Source organism: Streptococcus sp. LPB0220 (assembly GCF_008727815.1).
Taxonomy (GTDB): Bacteria; Bacillota; Bacilli; order Lactobacillales; family Streptococcaceae; genus Streptococcus.
Window position 1 is genome coordinate 1,105,135 of sequence record NZ_CP044230.1, and the last position, 17,010, is coordinate 1,122,144.

Genomic DNA, 17,010 nt, shown 5'->3' on the forward strand with positions numbered 1-17,010 from the left:
TTAGGCTCCTTTCAGTACAGTTGCTAACAAGTGGTCTTCTTTATGAGACCGGTACAGGAGAATAAACCAAGCATTAGTAAGAAATAGAAAGAGAGTGACAAGAGCAATCCACCATTCCGAAGTGAGAATGAATACAAGGAAGCTTCCTAATAGTAAGAGGACACTTTCTGAGAGCAAAATCGTTTGGTGAATGTTTACAAATCCCAGACCTGCAATCTTCTTCAAGAAGATTTGTTTTCTAAACTCTTCAAAATAAAGGAAATTCATGGTGTTAAAGAGAAGAACAGAGGTTGCTATACCAAAGACTCCTCCTGCAATTATCATGAGATTTTCTATTTGGATGAATTGGGCCATTTGCTGGTAAACGTCTACTGCATAGTCGTACTGACTAACACTTTTTTCAAGATTATACTCAGCGACTAGCTTCTTACTATTCTGAAGTCCATTAAAATAAAGGTAGGAATTTAGATGAGTGAAATATGGATTCTCATAGCCTCCAAAACTTTCAGGTTGAATAACCACTAAAATCGGATCGGTCAAGAATTGCTGATAGTTCATAGGTGTATTGTTATAAATAAAGCGTTTTCGGTTGTTAGGAAGATAGGTCACCCGTGCTTTCATGGGCAACTGACCCTTTCCTTGTTCATCTTTAGGAGTCAGATAATCTTCATACCGTTTTTTCAGCTCCTCTTCTTGACCCTTCAACTTTTCAGGGAGCAAGAGTCCAAATTCTCCAGCTTGCAAGTGATTCAAGCGCTCTTTTTCCTCAGGGGAAACTGAGATCCTTTGGATATCAAGATAATTTGGAGTGACATACAGGCTATTGGCAAGAGGATCGTAATCTGTGATTGAAAACTCTTTACCTGTACTAGGATCCGTCATAACTCCTTTTGGACTAAAAAATACGAGGTGATGGTAAGCTAAAAGACCACCATTTTCAATACCAGACTCGATGAGCTTAGACCATTTTGCTCTGTCCTCAATTTGCGTCTCTTTGTTTGTTTTCTGTGAAAAATCCTCCCGACTTGTACTAATTTGGACCCAATTCGATTGTTTTAACCAAGCCTCACTTCCCTCTTGGTGAGTTTGCCAGACTGATCCATAAATACTGATTCGATGAATCGCAAGGCCAATTAATGCCACAGCGAGAAATTGACAAATAAAGAGGAAAACCAATATGCGCTTCAATGGAACCTTCCCTTTTAAAAGGGGGACTAAATGAATCGTTTGAATACTATATGCAAAGAGGAAGGATAAGAAAACAGACAAAATTAGTAAAATCCCATTGTAAATAATACTACTGGAAATGACGAGGGAATAGGAAAAAGGTGTCAATTGAAAGCAATAAATCAGAACAGCACCCATTATACTTGCGCCAATACATCCCAAAAGCAACTCTATACTATCATCTTTTAGAGAATGTCCGAAAAGTTGCAAGCGTCTCATTCCTGAGATATATCGAATCCCAGCGCTTCTCATTTCGAGTGTTTTTTGAATAATCGTCAAAGCGCTAAAACTAATGATAAAAATAACTAAGGCAAGTGATTGTGAACCGGAGCCAAAAAAGGCAATAAAGGTCTGCAGAGAATTCGGTTTCTCAATAAAAGTTTGTGAGAAGCCAAGATTATGAAGCGTTTGATCCAGCTTTTCAGTTTCTAAATCACCTGTTAATACATAATAATTCGTTAACAGGCTTTCTTTGGCAGCCAGTTCTTTCTTCTCTCTTTTAATTCCATGAGGAAGTTTTCCCTCTCCGTAGATATCATAGGTGAAAACAACCTGACCCTTAGAATCTGTTCTTTGTATCTGACAGGCAATTATACTATGATTTTCCCTTGCCAAGCGGTCTAAACTGGAAGATAATTCTTCATATGTGACGCTCTTTTCTTGTCTCTGCACCCCTACTACCGGAAGACTGTGGTGGATAACCGTATTTGGAGAAATAAAGGCAATCCAAATCAAAAAGCTAGAGATGAAAAGGTTTGATAAAATAATAAAGACACGTTTCATATCATCACACTTTCTAAAGCAGAAAAGGAAAGTAATACCTAGCTAGTCAATTAATTTAATTGTATCGTGATTACTGAGTATAAAAATTTTAATTATATTATTGTAAACGAATACACTTTTCCACCTTTACTATACTACAAAATCCTTTGGAAAACAATAATTTCTATGCGAAACTAGTTTCAAAAAAGAGATCCGCTACTGCGAATCTCTTTTGACTTTATTCCACCACTGCCTCAGCGATTTCCTCTGCAGTGATACCTGCAAAGTAACGACCTAGGTTAATGGTTTGAAGGGCTTTGAGGACGTCTTCACGTTCATATTTAACGCCACGAAGTACCTCTTCTACTGCTGCAACATCTTCGATACCAAAGAAGTCACCGTAGATCTTGATGTCTTGGATTTTTGATTCAATGACGTTGGCGAAGATTTCAACCTTACCGCTTGGGAATTTGGTGCCACGACGGACATTGTATTCAGGAGACTTTCCATAGTTCCAGTCCCAGGTACCGAACTTGGTTTCCTTGATACGATTGATTTCAGCCAATTCTTCATCCGAGAAGACATATTCCGTCATCTCAGGGTATTCTTTCTTCATGTAGTCCAAAAGTAGGTCACGGAACTCTTCCACCGTGATTTTTTCTGGCAACTCATCGATAATATTGGTCACACGAGCACGGACTGATTTAACCCCTTTGGACTCAAACTTGTCTTTAGATACCTTGAGAGCATTGGCAAGGACTGACAAATCAACGTCAAAAAGAAGGCAACCATGGTGCATGATCCGACCATTGATGTAAGCTTGGGCATTTCCACAGAATTTCTTGCCATCAATCTCTAAGTCGTTACGACCCGTGAATTCAGCCTTAACCCCAAGTTGAGCCAAGGTGTTGATCACGGGAGTTGAAAAGCTCTTGAAGTCAAAGGCTTTGTTTTCATCTTCTTTTGAAATGATGGTGTAGTTGAGGTTGTTCAAATCGTGATAAACAGCCCCACCACCACTGATCCGGCGAACCACTTCAATCCCATGCTCCCGAACGTAGTCACGGTTGATTTCTTCGATGGTATTTTGGTGACGACCAACGATAATCGAAGGTTTGTTAATCCAAAGAAGGAAGATTTGATCCTCATCTAACAGATGCTTAAAAGCATACTCTTCTAAAGCAATATTAAAAGCAGTATCATTTGAATAATTAATAATGTATTTCATAAGATTCCTTTATATACGATAGAGACTGGTCCAGCATTTGCTGTCCAGCCATTCTATCATTTCAAATACTATTTCTTCTTAGGTGAATGAACAGCCAAGCCAAGTACATCCGCAAAAGCTTCGTACATCACTTCTGAGAAGGTAGGGTGTCCGTGGATGGTCTTGAGCATTTCTTCCACAGTGATTTCCATCTCAATGATGGTTGAAGCTTCGTTGATCAATTCAGCTGCTGCTGGACCAATGATGTGAACCCCAAGAACTTCACCGTATTTCTTGTCTGCAATGACTTTAACAAATCCTTGAGCCGCGTCTGATGCAATGGCACGACCGTTCGCCGCAAAGTTAAACTTACCGATTTGAACATCGTATTTCTCACGAGCTTGTTCTTCTGTCAAACCAACAGCCGCAACTTCTGGAAGGGTGTAGATGGCTGCAGGAGTCAAGTTCAATTTTGCAACAGCATGATTTCCCTTAAGAGCATTTTCGGCCGCTACTTCACCCATACGGAAGGCAGCGTGAGCCAACATCTTGGTACCGTTGATATCACCTGGCGCATAGATACCTGGAACAGACGTTTCCATGTATTCATTGACCTTGATCCGTCCACGATCCAATTCAAACTCAACTTCACCGATTCCTTCAAGATCAGGAACACGACCGATTGAAAGAAGAGCTTTGTTTGCGATGATATCATCTTTGCCTTCAACCTTGATACGGAGTTTACCATCTTCTTCAATGATTTCTTGCAATTTCGTATCGGTCAAGATTGTCATACCTTTACGTTCAAGGATCAAGCGAAGGTTCTTAGATACTTCCGCATCCATAGCTGGAACGATGCGGTCCATCATTTCAATAACCGTAACTTTTGAACCAAAAGTCATGAAGGCTTGACCAAGTTCGATACCGACAACCCCACCACCGATGATAACAAGGCTTTCTGGTACTTCGTTCATTTCAAGGATATCATCACTGGTCATGACAAGGGATGATTCCATACCAGGAACGTTGATTTTGCTTACTTTTGAACCACCAGCAAGGATGATTTTCTTGGTTTCAAGCAATTCAGAACCGTTTACCAAGACATTCTTATCTTTCGTAATGGTACCGATACCTTTATGAACATCTACTCCGTAGCTACGAAGAAGTCCTGCGACTCCACCGACGAGGGTATTAACAACTTTAGATTTAGTTTCTAAAAGTTTATCCATATCTACTGAGAAACTTGGATTTTCAATGATAATACCACGGTTGGCTGCATGTCCGATATTTTCGATAATTTCAGCGTTGTGGAGGTAAGTCTTAGTTGGGATACATCCGCGGTTCAAGCACGTTCCACCAAGTTCAGATTTCTCAACAAGAGCAACCTTACCACCTAGTTGAGCTGCCTTAATAGCAGATACGTAACCAGCAGGACCCCCACCGATCACTACGATATCATAAGCATCATCGCTCTTATTGTCATCGTTTGAAGCACTTGCTGCAGCTGGTGCTGGACTCGCTTCTGGTGCTGCTCCAGCGGTTGGGATGTTTTCCCCTTCTTCACCAAGATAACCGATTACTTCTGTTACAGGAACCGTTTCTCCGTCCCCTTTCAAGATAGCGATCAAGTAGCCGTCTTCTTCCGCTTCCAACTCCATGCTGACTTTGTCTGTCATGATTTCAAGGAGCACTTCTCCTTCTTTTACAAATTCGCCGACTTTTTTATTCCACTGAACGATTTGTCCTTCGGTCATATCTACGCCGGCTTTTGGCATAATTACTTCTAAGGCCATTTTATTTCCCTCTTTTTCTTGTTTCTATTCTCTCTCGTTGATTAGACCAACATTGAAATCGGGTCTTCAATCAAGGCTTTCAAGTCTTTCATGAATTTGGCACCGGCCATTCCATCGACGACGCGGTGGTCAATGGTCAAGCCCAAGCTCATGATTGGACGAATAACGATTTCACCATTCACAACCACTGGTTTTTCAACCGTTGCACTAACTCCAAGGATGGCAGAGTTTGGTTGGTTGATAATCGGTCCAAATGATTGAACGCCAAACATTCCTAAGTTACTGATGGTAAAAGTTGAGTTTTGCAATTCACTTGGCGCAAGCTTACCATCCAAAGTACGTCCGATAACGTCCTTGAAGGCTACCACCAACTCTGACAAGGTCATCTTTTCAGCATTGTAGACAACTGGAGTCATCAAGCCATTGTCCATCCCAACTGCTATCGCTAAGTTGACATAATTGTGAGTGATGATGGTTTTGCCATCTTCTGTCAATGACGCATTGATGTATGGGTGTTTCATCAAGGTCTTAACCACTGCTAGAGAAAGCAAATCTGTTACAGTGACTTTCTTGCCAGTGGCCTCCATAATTGGATCCAATACCTTCTTACGAAGGGCCAACATTTGAGACATATCAACGTCATAGTTCAAAGTAAAGGTTGGTGCTGTCAAGTAAGATTCCACCATCCGTTGAGAGATCACCTTCCGCATTGGTGTCATCGGAATCCGCTCGATCTCACCATAAGGTGTCACATTATCTGGAGCTTCCTCCACCTTCTCGATTTCAGCAGGTGACTTAATGGTCTCATTCTCAATATTTTCAGGAAGGAAAGCAAGGACGTCCTTCTTCATGATCTTACCACGATGACCAGTTCCTTGAATCTCTTGCCAAGCAATATTGTGTTCTAAAGCAATTCGTTTTGCAAGTGGTGAAATGCGAACCACATTTGTGTCTTTATATGTTTCCACGTCTTCTTTGTGGACACGACCGTTTGCGCCTGAACCAGAAACATCATAGAGGTTGATCCCAAGATCATCCGCTAATTTTCTAGCCGCAGGAGTCGCTCTTAGCTTATCATCAGCCATGACTTCTCCTATTCTATTACAAGATATTAAGGACGTAGAGGACAAAGAAAAAATAGGAGATTGACGCTGTGTTACATGAACACGAGGAAATCTATCTTTTTTTCACAGTCCTCCGTCCGGATTCAACTCTACAAGCAACTTGGACACGGAACGTGTCTCAAGTTGCTACGGTTGCCGCTATCAGGCGGTCAACCTAGTAGACTTACTAATTCGTTCGTCGAATAGAATCGATTCGACTCACTCATGTCGCATTTTATCTATTTCAAAATGAAAGATAAAACTACGAATATATTACATAATTTAAATTTTGTATTATTCTTTGTTGTATGTTTTACGAATAGCATCTTTGATGCTTTCAACTGTTGGAATCATTGCATTTTCAAGGTTTTGTGCGTAAGGCATTGGCACATCTTCCCCCGCACAACGGCGGATTGGTGCATCCAAGTAATCAAATGCTTCTGATTCAGAAATAATAGCTGAAATTTCACCAATATAGCCACTTGTTTTGTGGGCATCATTGACAAGGACTACTTTTCCTGTCTTCTTGACAGAATTAATGATGATCTCTTTATCAAGTGGAACCAAGGTACGTGGGTCTACTACTTCTACTGAGATCCCTTCTTCTGCTAATTCTTCAGCAGCTTGCATCACGCGACGAAGCATTTTTCCGTAGGTTACGACAGTGACGTCAGTTCCTTCACGTTTGATTTCTCCGACACCAAGTGGAATCGTGTAGTCTGGATCAACTGGCACTTCCCCTTTTTGGTTGAATTCTGATTTATATTCAAGAATGATAACGGGGTTGTTGTCGCGAATAGAAGACTTAAGCAGTCCCTTCATATCCGCTGGCGTACCAGGAGCAACAACTTTCAAACCAGGAATAAGAGTAAACCATGATTCTAACGATTGGGAGTGTTGGGCTGCAGAACCAACTCCATTCCCAGCAGCACAGCGAATAGTCATCGGCACTTGACCTTTACCACCAAACATGTAGCGAGTTTTAGCAGCTTGGTTGACAATAGCATCCATGGCAATTACTGAGAAATCCATGAAGGTCATATCAACGATTGGGCGAAGTCCAGTCATGGCTGCCCCTGCTGCCGCACCTGAAATCGCGGCCTCAGAAATCGGACAGTCACGGACACGTTCTGGACCAAACTCTTCCAGCATCCCTACAGAAGTTCCGAAGTCTCCACCGAAAACTCCGACATCTTCTCCCATCAACAATACATTTTCGTCGCGACGCATTTCCTCAGACATAGCAAGGATAATGGTATCGCGGAAAGACATTAATTTAGTTTCCATAATTCTCTACTCCCCCTTAGTCTGCGTAAATATCTTCGAAAGCTGATTCAAGTGGAGGGAATGGGCTTTCTTCCGCAAATTTCACTGAAGCTTCCACTGCTTCTTTCACTTCTTCTTGGATTTGATCCAATTCTTCTGCGCTCGCAATCTCATTTTCAAGGAGATACTTGCGAAGGTTTTCGATTGGATCTTTCTTCTTCCACTCTTCTACTTCTTCACGAGTCCGGTATTTACCAGGGTCAGATGAAGAGTGACCAAGCCAACGATAGGTGACACTTTCAATCAAGACAGGTCCTTTACCAGAGCGGACGTGTTCAACAGCTTTTTGGAATCCTTCATAGACATCGATAACGTTATTTCCATCAGGAATAAACATTCCAGGAATGCCGTAAGCAGCACTACGTTCGTGGATATGCTGGATATTGGTCATTTTCTTGATGTCAGCAGAGATTCCATAACCGTTATTGATACAGTAGAAAATTACTGGAAGATTCCAAATAGAAGCCATATTCACCGCTTCGTGGAAGACACCTTCATTGGTTGCACCATCGCCAAAGAAGCAGACGACAATCTTACCAGTCTTTTTCATTTGTTGTGTAAGGGCAGCACCTACTGCAATTCCCATACCGCCACCAACGATCCCGTTAGCGCCAAGGTTTCCGGCATCCAAGTCAGCGATATGCATGGAGCCACCTTTCCCTTTACAAGTACCCGTATATTTCCCCAGGATCTCAGCCATCATGCCATTCAAATCGATTCCTTTAGCAATGGCTTGTCCGTGACCACGGTGGTTAGATGTCAGCAAATCATCATTGTTTAAAGCCAACATAGCTCCAACGTTAGCCGCTTCTTCCCCAACAGAAAAGTGCGTCATTCCTGGCACTTTCCCTTTTTTTACTAACTGTGCAATTTTTAAGTCCATGCGACGGATTTCTTCCATTTTACGGAACATTTCCAATAAGAGACTTTTATCTAATGTTGCCATCATTTCGCCTTTCTTAGCATTTATTCATTCTCTTTCATTCTAGCCAAAAATGAAAGCACTGTCAAAAATAATGCTCATATGATTTCACAAACTTTATTCCTTGTAAGAAGGTTTTATAAGCTTTTTAAAATCCAAATACAATATTTCACAATATTTTCTCTTCTTCCTTTGCTATACATATAAAAAAACCGATAGGATCCTATCCTACCGGTTGTTATCTTATGATCGGCGTTGACCAAAGTCATGAATCATTTGTTCCAATACTTCACGACTAGGTGTTGTAAGCATATAGAGGTAATCTCCCTGAAGTTCCGCAAAGGCCGCTGGCATATCTTTCTTGACACGGAATTGATCATGGTATTTAGCCAAAACTTCTTCCTCTGACAGAGCATAGGCCGCATTGGCACGACGAGAAGTTGCCAAGCAATAAAGGGGCTCAAACTCAGAAGCTGGGAAAGGTTCTCCTGCTACGATGGCAGCATAGCCACGGTACAAATCAATCGAGTGAGCGTAGTTGTAGACATCGATGGTAAAGCCACCTGCAGGGCGATTATTGTACTCGATCGCAATATAGTCGTCCCCATCGCGGAAGAACTCAATGTGGAAGAAACGTTCCTTCATGCCAAAAGCTTTGACAATGGCTTCCCCGTATTGACGCAATTTTGGATCCATCTCTTTGAGGACATAATAAGAATTGTCCATCTTGTAGAGCATCAAATCGAGTGGCGTATAGGCATAGTCAAAAGTAGTCGAAAAGACAATATTACCATCGCGATCGACCAGACCATCAAAGGTACAAATCTCACTAGAAGTGACGAATTTCTCAAAGAAATACTCAGTATGGCCATCCCATTCTGCCTTGAAATGGTCCACATCTTCTGGCGTTTCGATCTTGAAGGTTGCTGCTGCTCCTACCCCATTGTCAGGCTTAGCAATCAATGGTAACCCAATCTTCTTCACAGCCTTATCAATGTCTTTTTCTGTTTTAACTACTGCACCAGGTACGACTGGGACTCCAGCCTTCTTGAAGAGTTTCTTCATTTCTGATTTGAACTTGGTTTTCTTCAGATCTTTTGGTTTAGCTCCGAAGACATTGAATTGCTCCCGAAGCGCTGCATCCAATTCCAACCAGTACTCATTGTGGGATTCGATACGATCGATTGGGCCATGTTTGTAGAAAAGAAAGGCTACTGCACGCTTCACTTCATCCAGATTTTCCAAATTTTCAACACGGAAATATTCTGTTAAGCTGTTGCGCAAAGGCTCATCTAACTGTTCATATGGCTCTTGACCAATTCCCAAAACAGTGATCCCTTTATTAGCTAGTTCGATGGTAAATTGTTGGAAGTTTTGTGGGTAATATGGTGAAATAACGATATAATTCATTGAGGTCTCCTCCCTTTTTACTTATAGATGCATTTGACCTAGGAAATATGGCATTTGTTTGCGCCACCATTCCCAATCGTGGGCGACATCATGTCCCCATTCAGCGAACCATGCAGGAATATTTTTGTGATCAAAGGCTTCTTTCAGTTTGTAGAAAGATGGAAGTCCATCTTGTTCCCAAGCTCCTAAACCAGTACAAACAACGATTTCCGCCTGACGGTAACGATCGATAAACCAGCCATCATTTTGGTTCCAAATATAATCAGATGGCGAGTTTTGATAAATGGCTTCATCGCCTCCAAAATCACCAACAAAGAAACGAGCGTCATAGACACCACTCAAGGCAATCACTTTGTAAAAGACATCTGGATGTTGCAAGAAGAAATTAAGCGCGTGGTAGGCTCCCATAGAGCAACCAGTTGTCATCATCGGATCAAACCAGCCTGTTTTGTGTTTGATAAAAGGAATGGCTTCTTCAATCACATAGCGTTCATAAGCACGGTGCATTTCGGCACGATCGTGAGGATTCTTCCAATTACAAAGCCAACTATCACTATCCACACTAGAAAGGGTAAAGAATTGAACCCGTCCTTCTTCGATAAACTGAGCACAAGCATCAATCATACCAAAGTCATAGTATTCGTTATGGCTTCCACCTGAGGAAGCAAAGACCACAACAGGAATACCTGCGTGTCCATAGCGGTTCAAATACATTTCACGGTTGAGTTGGCCACTCCAGTGGCTTAAATGTTCAATATTCATAAGTTTCCTCTTTCCTTTATTTCTTTATTTACAGTCTATTAATCCCAATTTTCTGCCAAAAAACGAAGGCATTCTGGTAAATGTTCGGCCCATGCTTCTTCGTGGTGAATAGCCCCAGATTGAATCCGAATGGCAATATTTTCCAAAGCCACCCCTTGTTGAATGACGTCGTGGTAATAACGAAGAGATGAATCAATATAGGCTTGCTTGATGTTTCCTGCCATCAAAGTTTTATCTGTATCATCCGCCTCTTCAGTCCCCACATAGATGTAGATCCGTTGGTCTGCATATAATTTTTTGCGTTCGATATAATGATTGAAGGCATCTTGGTGTAGCCAGTTAGCGGATGAAAAGACCCCTAAACAACCGATTTGATCTTGGTACTCTAATCCCAAGAATTGAGTAATATTTCCCCCCAAGGAAGAACCAATCATGGCCGTATGTTCTCGATCAGCAAGAGTCCGGTATTCTTGGTCGATAAAAGGTTTCACCACCTCCATGACAAATTCGCCGTACTCAACTCCCTTGCCACCAAATTGCATGCCAGGAATATTGGATTCCTTGTACTTCCAGGCAGAGTATTCGTTCATGCGTTGGAAACCATCATTATCGATCGCAATAACAATCATGCGACTAATATCTGGATTCCGCTTAATGGCTGGAATGACTTTCCAGGAATGACCCGCATAAGCTTCCTTGCTGTACAAAACGTTTTGCCCATCGTGGAAATAAACCACAGGGTAACGTCTATCTGTATCCGTTTCATAATTCTTAGGTAATAAGACTCGCACACGACGGAGTTTTCCGGTATAAGGCACTTTCAACTCGTGTGTCTTCATATCTAAATAAAAATAGGATTTGTTCATTGTCAGAAAACTCTCTATATTCTAAATTTTATTCATTATACCATTTTTAGAAGAAAAAGTCTGGATTTTCTCCAAACTTTTTCCTTTATTGGGTTATTTTTCCATAAACTGAGCCAAATCTTGTAAAGAACGTTCGGCAATTTTCTCATAACGTTCCTTTTTATCCCGAATGCGTGGTCCTTCTAGCTCTTTGATAATCCCGAAGTTGACATTCATGGGTTGGAAATGCTTGCTGTCGGCATGAGTGATATAGTGAGCCAGACTTCCGATGGCTGTCGTTTCAGGGAAAATCGCTGCTTCTTCTCCTTTGAAAAGGCGAGCTGCATTGATTCCAGCTACCAAACCTGAGGCAGCTGACTCCACATAGCCTTCTACCCCTGTCATTTGACCTGCAAAGAAGAGATTAGCTTGTTTCTTAGAACGATAAGTTTGTTCAAGCAGATTTGGAGAATCCATGTAGGAATTGCGGTGCATGACGCCGTATCTCACAAACTCCGCATGTTCCAAACCTGGAATCATTTGGAAAACCCGTTTTTGCTCACCCCATTTAAGGTGAGTTTGGAAGCCGACGATATTGTATAGGCTAGCTGCCGCATTGTCTTGACGTAACTGAACAACTGCATAGGGTGTCTTAAACTCCCCATCACGTGGCCCTTTGTAGTCATCTGGATACTCGAGTCCGACTGGCTTCATAGGACCATAGAGCATGGTTTTGATGCCTCGTTTAGCCATGACTTCAATGGGCATACAACCTTCAAAATACTTTTCTTTTTCAAAAGAGTTGAGCGGGGCTTCTTCTGCATTGACCAAGGCATCGTGAAAATCCATAAATTCTTGTTTGGTCATTGGGCAGTTGAGATACGCCGCTTCTCCCTTGTCATAACGAGACTTGAGGTAAACCTTGTTCATATCGACAGTATTGACATCGATGATTGGAGCTGCTGCATCATAGAAATAGAAACCATCGCCACCATTAAGGGCATGGATCTTTTCTGCCAAGGCATCGCTGGTTAGAGGCCCCGTTGCGACCACTGTGATGGCATCTGTCGGCAATTCAGTAATTTCATCACGAATGACTTCAATAAGAGGATGTTGGGACACCTTCTCCGTCACCCGGCTAGCAAAACCTTCTCGGTCCACAGCAAGTGCTCCACCGGCTGGTACACGAGTCGCTTCCGCTGCTTCAAGGATGACAGAACCCAGACGGCGCATTTCTTTTTTGAGGAGCCCGACAGCATTGGTGAGAGAATCCCCACGAAGAGAGTTGGAACAAACTAGCTCCGCAAAGTTGTCTGTTTTATGTTGCGGAGTGGATTTGACCCCCCGCATTTCGTAAATCTTGACCGGAATACCCTGTTGGGCAATCTGATAAGCTGCTTCAGAGCCTGCAAGGCCCGCACCGATGACATTGATATAAGATTGAGACATGACACTAATACCTCTTTGGGTATCAAAACACCCTGATGGACTGTTTTGACACCCACAAATCTTTCTAATTTTCTACTTGCTCCATTATACCAAAAAGCCAAATAAAAAGACAGGAAGGCTTTTCCTTCCTGTCCAACGAATGTCTATTATAACAGACATTTATAAAAATTGCTGTTATAACAGACATTTAATAACTTATTTCACTTTTTCTTCTTCGTAGTCACCATTGCTACATACGACTTGTTTGCCGCCACCACGAACTTTTTTCTCAACTAAGTAGTGGCCACATTTTGGACAATCCCGACCGATCGGCTTATCCCAAGAGGTAAATTCACACTCCGGATAGCGATTGCATCCATAGAAGATACGGTTGCGCTTGGTTTTGCGTTCGATGATTTGTCCCTGATGACAATCAGGACACTCCACGCCGATTTCTTTGACAATGGCCTGAGTATGACGACAATCTGGGAAATTACTACAAGCATAGAACTTACCAAAACGTCCTAATTTAATCACCATCGGACTGCCACAGACTTCACAATCAAAACCAGCTGGTTCGTCTTTGATTTGGATTTTTTCCATCTCTTCTTCAGCCTTTGCGACTTCTTTAGAGAATGGTTTGTAGAAGGCATCGATGACTTTTTGCCACTCTTCTTTTCCAAGTTCGACATCATCGAGTTTCCCTTCCATTTCTGCTGTGAAGGTCACGTTGACAATATCTGGGAAGAATTCAACGATCAGTTTATTGACGATCCCCCCTAACTCTGTTGGTTCAAAACGTTTGGCTACCAGCTTCACATAATAGCGTTTTTGAATGGTCTCAATCGTCGGAGCATAGGTTGAAGGACGACCAACCCCATTTTCTTCTAAGGTCTTAATCAAGGTCGCTTCAGAATATCGAGCAGGTGGTTGGGTAAAGTGTTGCTCAGGCTTGCTATTGACTTGCTTAACGATATCGCCTTCTACCATATCCGGCAACATCTTGTTCTTATCTGAGTCGTTATAAATAGCCAAATAACCATCAAACTTCACCTGGCTCCCATTTGCCGTATAATGAACCCCATTTTGACCTAAACGGACATTCATGGTATCAAAGACAGCTGCTGTCATTTGACTAGCTACAAAGCGGTTCCAAATTAAGGTGTAGAGTTTTAATTGGTCTTTGTCCAAGTATTTAGCAATGCTTTCAGGAGTATTGAAGACGCTGGATGGACGAATCGCTTCGTGGGCATCTTGGGCTCCAGAAGCATTCTTCACACGGCTTCCATGCTTAGAGTATTTCTCACCAAAGCGATCCACGATAAAGTTAGCTGCCTCATTTTGCGCAACTGGACTGATCCGTGTGGAATCGGTACGCATATAGGTAATCAAACCTTGAACACCCGAGCCAATATTGATTCCTTCATACAATTGCTGAGCAACCATCATGGTCTTGCGTGTACGGAAGTTGATCTTATTGGCAGCATCCATCTGCATGGAAGAGGTGGTGTATGGAAGTGGCGCATTCCGACGACGTTCTTTCTTTTCAACTTTTTCAACGGTAAAATCTTTGCCATCTAAGCGTTCAAGAACAGCTTTCACCTCTTCATTGGTGTTGAGCTTCATCTTCTTGCCATCAATCCCATAGAAGCTAGCTTGGAATTGCTTGGTCCCTTTTTTAAAGACACCATCAATGGTCCAGTATTCTTCCGGCTTGAAATCATTGATTTCATTTTCACGATCAATGATTAATTTGAGGGCAACAGATTGCACGCGCCCTGCAGAAAGTCCTTTTTTGACCTTTTTCCAAAGAATAGGCGAAATGGAATACCCTACAATCCGGTCCAAGACACGACGTGCTTGTTGGGCATCGACCAAGTCCATATCGATTTGGCGCGGTTCTTTAAAGGCATTTTTAACGGCATCCTTGGTGATTTCGTTAAAGACCACACGGTTTTTTTCTTTAGCATCCAAGTTCAAAATATGCGCTAAATGCCAAGAAATAGCTTCTCCTTCTCGGTCCGGGTCACTTGCGAGAAAGACTTGTTTGGCTTTTTTAGCTTCTTTTTTCAAATCATTGATCAAGGGACCTTTCCCGCGAATATTGATATACTCCGGTTCATAGTTATTGTCGAAGTCAATCGACATCGTAGATTTTTTCAGGTCCCGAATATGGCCAACACTAGCCATGACTTTGTAGTTACGACCAAGGTATTTCTCGATTGTTTTGGCCTTAGCAGGAGACTCCACAATCACCAAATTTTTCTTGGTTGTACTGCTTTTCTTTTTTGTTACCACGTTTTATCCCTCTGTATTGTATAAATCTCATTGAGTTTAATACATTTTAAGAAAGATGTCAACTAGGAACTTCTCCTATAGGAAAATCACAATTCGTATTTCAATTCATCAAGAATGTCCTGGCCTGAGGTGACAAGCTTTGCACCTTCTTGAATCAGATGATGGCAGCCTGCAGATTTTCCATCTAAAATATTTCCTGGAATAGCAAAAACGTCTCGTCCTTCTTCCATAGCACGCTCACAAGTAATCAAACTGCCTGAACGGAGTCGAGCTTCTGCCACAATCACTGCCTGACAGAGACCTGCAATGATGCGGTTTCGCTCAGGAAAATGAAACTTAAGTGGTGCCTGACCTGGACCATACTCGCTCAAGATCAGATGGTGTTCCCCCATATGCGCCTGCAGTCTTTGATTGCTCTTAGGATAAAAGACATCCAGTCCCGTTCCTATCACTCCGATGGTCTTGCCACCATTTCGGATACTGGCATAATGAGCGGTCGCATCAATTCCCTTAGCAAGTCCACTAACAATGACCAATTCATTCCCAAGTTCCTTAATAATCTTCTCTACAGAACGAACCCCTTCTCGCGTGGTCTCCCGAGCTCCAACAACTGCGATCTTCGGTCTGGTTAACAGCTCCAAATCCCCTTGGTAAAAAAGGAGTACAGGAGGATTGTAGATCTGTAGCAATTCCTCAGGGTATTCTGGATCAAAAATGGATAGAGATGGGAACCGTTCAAACTCCTTGTGTAAATGGTCTTCATCTAGTTGCCGGTATTTGTCTACAAAATGAAGGATACTGCGACAGCGAGCGATCCTTGCTATCTCTTCTAAGCTTGGTAAGACTTGCTCTTTCCTACAGTAGTCCAAGACTCTCAAGACTTGCTCATTTGATAAACCGGCTTCTTTTAATTTAAAGATTTCAAATTTCTCCATGGTCACCTTCTACTTCCTCTCACTTATTTATTCGAAAAAGAAAAGAAAAAAAGCTCTATTCCTAGAACTTTTTTTAATGTGTCGAAAAATAAAAGTAAGATGCGGCACCAATCAAGTTGCTTTCATTATGGAAGCGAGCCGCTTGGATCGGCAAGGCCTCAAATTGTTTATGACCTTTTTGAGAGAGCAGCTCATGGTATTGTCGACTGATCTCATCGATCAGTAGTGGTTGACCACTAATGCCCCCGCCAATCGTCACCTTTTCAAGCAAGAGCAAAGATTGAAGATTAAAAATCAGAATAGCAATATCATGACAATACTCCTGAAACAAGGATGTCAGCTCCTCGTTGCCCTCTTGATCAAGAGCTTTGAAAACAGCTATACCATCTGCCTTTTCTAGGTTCAAGATGTGACTAGCTTTCTCAACAAATTGAACAGCAGAACCGGTGTTTTCCAAAAGATTGGAAATGCCTTGCAAAAAGAGTTCGCGATGAAAGCGGCGATTTTCTGGTGTTCTTTCTGCCTTATCAATAGACCGAATGTATTCTGTCAGTTGCCATCCTCTCAATAGGTCACCATTCGAAAGAAGAGCGAGGCCGACTCCTGTCCCTAAGACCAAGGTCGCACCGCAAGGACAATCTTTTAGATTGCCAAGCCTTGCTTCCGCTAAACCTGCGGCTTCTCCATCATTGAGAACAGTGACGGGTACTTGAAATGTTTGTTCGAGTCTACTTGCTAGAGGAATGCCTCGTAAATATGGAATGAGACCACCTCGAAAGACAAAGCCAAGGCTCTTTTGGATCTCACCAGGGCATGAAATGGCGATTCCCTCGATTTCTTCCCTTACGGGTGTAACGATTTCTTCTAATCCTTGCCAAAACTCCTCAATCGTAGGTGGTGTTGGGATCTTGTCTGTATGAACCAATTGATAGTCTGCGTCCATCAGACCGTACTTTATAAAGGTCCCTCCGATATCGATAGTAAATAGCATA

General features: G+C 42.2%; 13 protein-coding genes. All 13 read right to left on the bottom strand.

All coding sequences use genetic code 11. The annotated features are described in order from the left end of the window. The gene (locus LPB220_RS05865; RefSeq protein WP_150906100.1) at window positions 1-2,010 is read right to left on the bottom strand and encodes a DUF1430 domain-containing protein; all 2,010 of its coding nucleotides are present in this window, start codon (window positions 2,008-2,010) and stop codon (window positions 1-3) included. A 217-nt stretch (window positions 2,011-2,227) separates the two neighbouring features. Continuing rightward, window positions 2,228-3,217: a lipoate--protein ligase gene (locus LPB220_RS05870; RefSeq protein WP_003001407.1), complete on the bottom strand. Its 990-nt coding sequence runs from the start codon at window positions 3,215-3,217 to the stop codon at window positions 2,228-2,230. 68 nt (window positions 3,218-3,285) lie between these two features. Then, window positions 3,286-4,989: a dihydrolipoyl dehydrogenase gene (gene lpdA / locus LPB220_RS05875; RefSeq protein ID WP_150906102.1), complete on the bottom strand. Its 1,704-nt coding sequence runs from the start codon at window positions 4,987-4,989 to the stop codon at window positions 3,286-3,288. A gap of 41 nt (window positions 4,990-5,030) precedes the next feature. Further along, on the bottom strand, window positions 5,031-6,074 hold the full coding sequence (locus tag LPB220_RS05880) for a dihydrolipoamide acetyltransferase (RefSeq protein ID WP_150906104.1): 1,044 nt from the start codon (window positions 6,072-6,074) through the stop codon (window positions 5,031-5,033). 312 nt (window positions 6,075-6,386) lie between these two features. Further along, window positions 6,387-7,379, bottom strand: a complete 993-nt coding sequence (locus LPB220_RS05885; RefSeq protein ID WP_150906106.1) for an alpha-ketoacid dehydrogenase subunit beta — start codon at window positions 7,377-7,379, stop codon at window positions 6,387-6,389. Between the two features lie 16 nt (window positions 7,380-7,395). After that, window positions 7,396-8,364 carry a thiamine pyrophosphate-dependent dehydrogenase E1 component subunit alpha gene (locus tag LPB220_RS05890; protein WP_150906809.1) on the bottom strand — a complete coding sequence of 323 codons (969 nt, stop codon included), beginning with the start codon at window positions 8,362-8,364 and terminating at the stop codon, window positions 7,396-7,398. Between the two features lie 219 nt (window positions 8,365-8,583). Beyond that, the gene (locus LPB220_RS05895) at window positions 8,584-9,750 is read right to left on the bottom strand and encodes an ATP-grasp domain-containing protein (RefSeq protein WP_150906108.1); all 1,167 of its coding nucleotides are present in this window, start codon (window positions 9,748-9,750) and stop codon (window positions 8,584-8,586) included. 21 nt (window positions 9,751-9,771) lie between these two features. Next, window positions 9,772-10,512, bottom strand: coding sequence for an esterase family protein (locus LPB220_RS05900; protein WP_150906110.1), 741 nt, complete (start codon window positions 10,510-10,512; stop codon window positions 9,772-9,774). Window positions 10,513-10,550: 38 nt separating this feature from the next. Continuing rightward, window positions 10,551-11,378: an alpha/beta hydrolase gene (locus tag LPB220_RS05905; RefSeq protein ID WP_150906112.1), complete on the bottom strand. Its 828-nt coding sequence runs from the start codon at window positions 11,376-11,378 to the stop codon at window positions 10,551-10,553. Between the two features lie 93 nt (window positions 11,379-11,471). Beyond that, on the bottom strand, window positions 11,472-12,806 hold the full coding sequence (gene trmFO / locus LPB220_RS05910) for a methylenetetrahydrofolate--tRNA-(uracil(54)-C(5))-methyltransferase (FADH(2)-oxidizing) TrmFO (RefSeq protein WP_150906113.1): 1,335 nt from the start codon (window positions 12,804-12,806) through the stop codon (window positions 11,472-11,474). A gap of 195 nt (window positions 12,807-13,001) precedes the next feature. Then, window positions 13,002-15,083 (bottom strand): type I DNA topoisomerase, encoded by a 2,082-nt coding sequence (gene topA, locus LPB220_RS05915; protein ID WP_150906115.1) that lies wholly within the window; start codon window positions 15,081-15,083, stop codon window positions 13,002-13,004. 86 nt (window positions 15,084-15,169) lie between these two features. Next, window positions 15,170-16,018 carry a DNA-processing protein DprA gene (gene dprA / locus LPB220_RS05920; protein ID WP_150906117.1) on the bottom strand — a complete coding sequence of 283 codons (849 nt, stop codon included), beginning with the start codon at window positions 16,016-16,018 and terminating at the stop codon, window positions 15,170-15,172. 73 nt (window positions 16,019-16,091) lie between these two features. Next, window positions 16,092-17,009, bottom strand: a complete 918-nt coding sequence (locus LPB220_RS05925) for an ROK family protein (protein WP_150906119.1) — start codon at window positions 17,007-17,009, stop codon at window positions 16,092-16,094. Window position 17,010 lies beyond the last annotated feature (1 nt).

Bases quoted from the DNA above. Each gene is read 5' to 3' on its own strand.
- LPB220_RS05865 (WP_150906100.1), bottom strand. From the start codon at position 2,010: ATGAAACGTGTCTTTATTATTTTATCAAACCTTTTCATCTCTAGCTTT.
- LPB220_RS05870 (WP_003001407.1), bottom strand. From the start codon at position 3,217: ATGAAATACATTATTAATTATTCAAATGATACTGCTTTTAATATTGCT.
- lpdA (WP_150906102.1), bottom strand. From the start codon at position 4,989: ATGGCCTTAGAAGTAATTATGCCAAAAGCCGGCGTAGATATGACCGAA.
- LPB220_RS05880 (WP_150906104.1), bottom strand. From the start codon at position 6,074: ATGGCTGATGATAAGCTAAGAGCGACTCCTGCGGCTAGAAAATTAGCG.
- LPB220_RS05885 (WP_150906106.1), bottom strand. From the start codon at position 7,379: ATGGAAACTAAATTAATGTCTTTCCGCGATACCATTATCCTTGCTATG.
- LPB220_RS05890 (WP_150906809.1), bottom strand. From the start codon at position 8,364: ATGGCAACATTAGATAAAAGTCTCTTATTGGAAATGTTCCGTAAAATG.
- LPB220_RS05895 (WP_150906108.1), bottom strand. From the start codon at position 9,750: ATGAATTATATCGTTATTTCACCATATTACCCACAAAACTTCCAACAA.
- LPB220_RS05900 (WP_150906110.1), bottom strand. From the start codon at position 10,512: ATGAATATTGAACATTTAAGCCACTGGAGTGGCCAACTCAACCGTGAA.
- LPB220_RS05905 (WP_150906112.1), bottom strand. From the start codon at position 11,378: ATGAACAAATCCTATTTTTATTTAGATATGAAGACACACGAGTTGAAA.
- trmFO (WP_150906113.1), bottom strand. From the start codon at position 12,806: ATGTCTCAATCTTATATCAATGTCATCGGTGCGGGCCTTGCAGGCTCT.
- dprA (WP_150906117.1), bottom strand. From the start codon at position 16,018: ATGGAGAAATTTGAAATCTTTAAATTAAAAGAAGCCGGTTTATCAAAT.
- LPB220_RS05925 (WP_150906119.1), bottom strand. From the start codon at position 17,009: ATGCTATTTACTATCGATATCGGAGGGACCTTTATAAAGTACGGTCTG.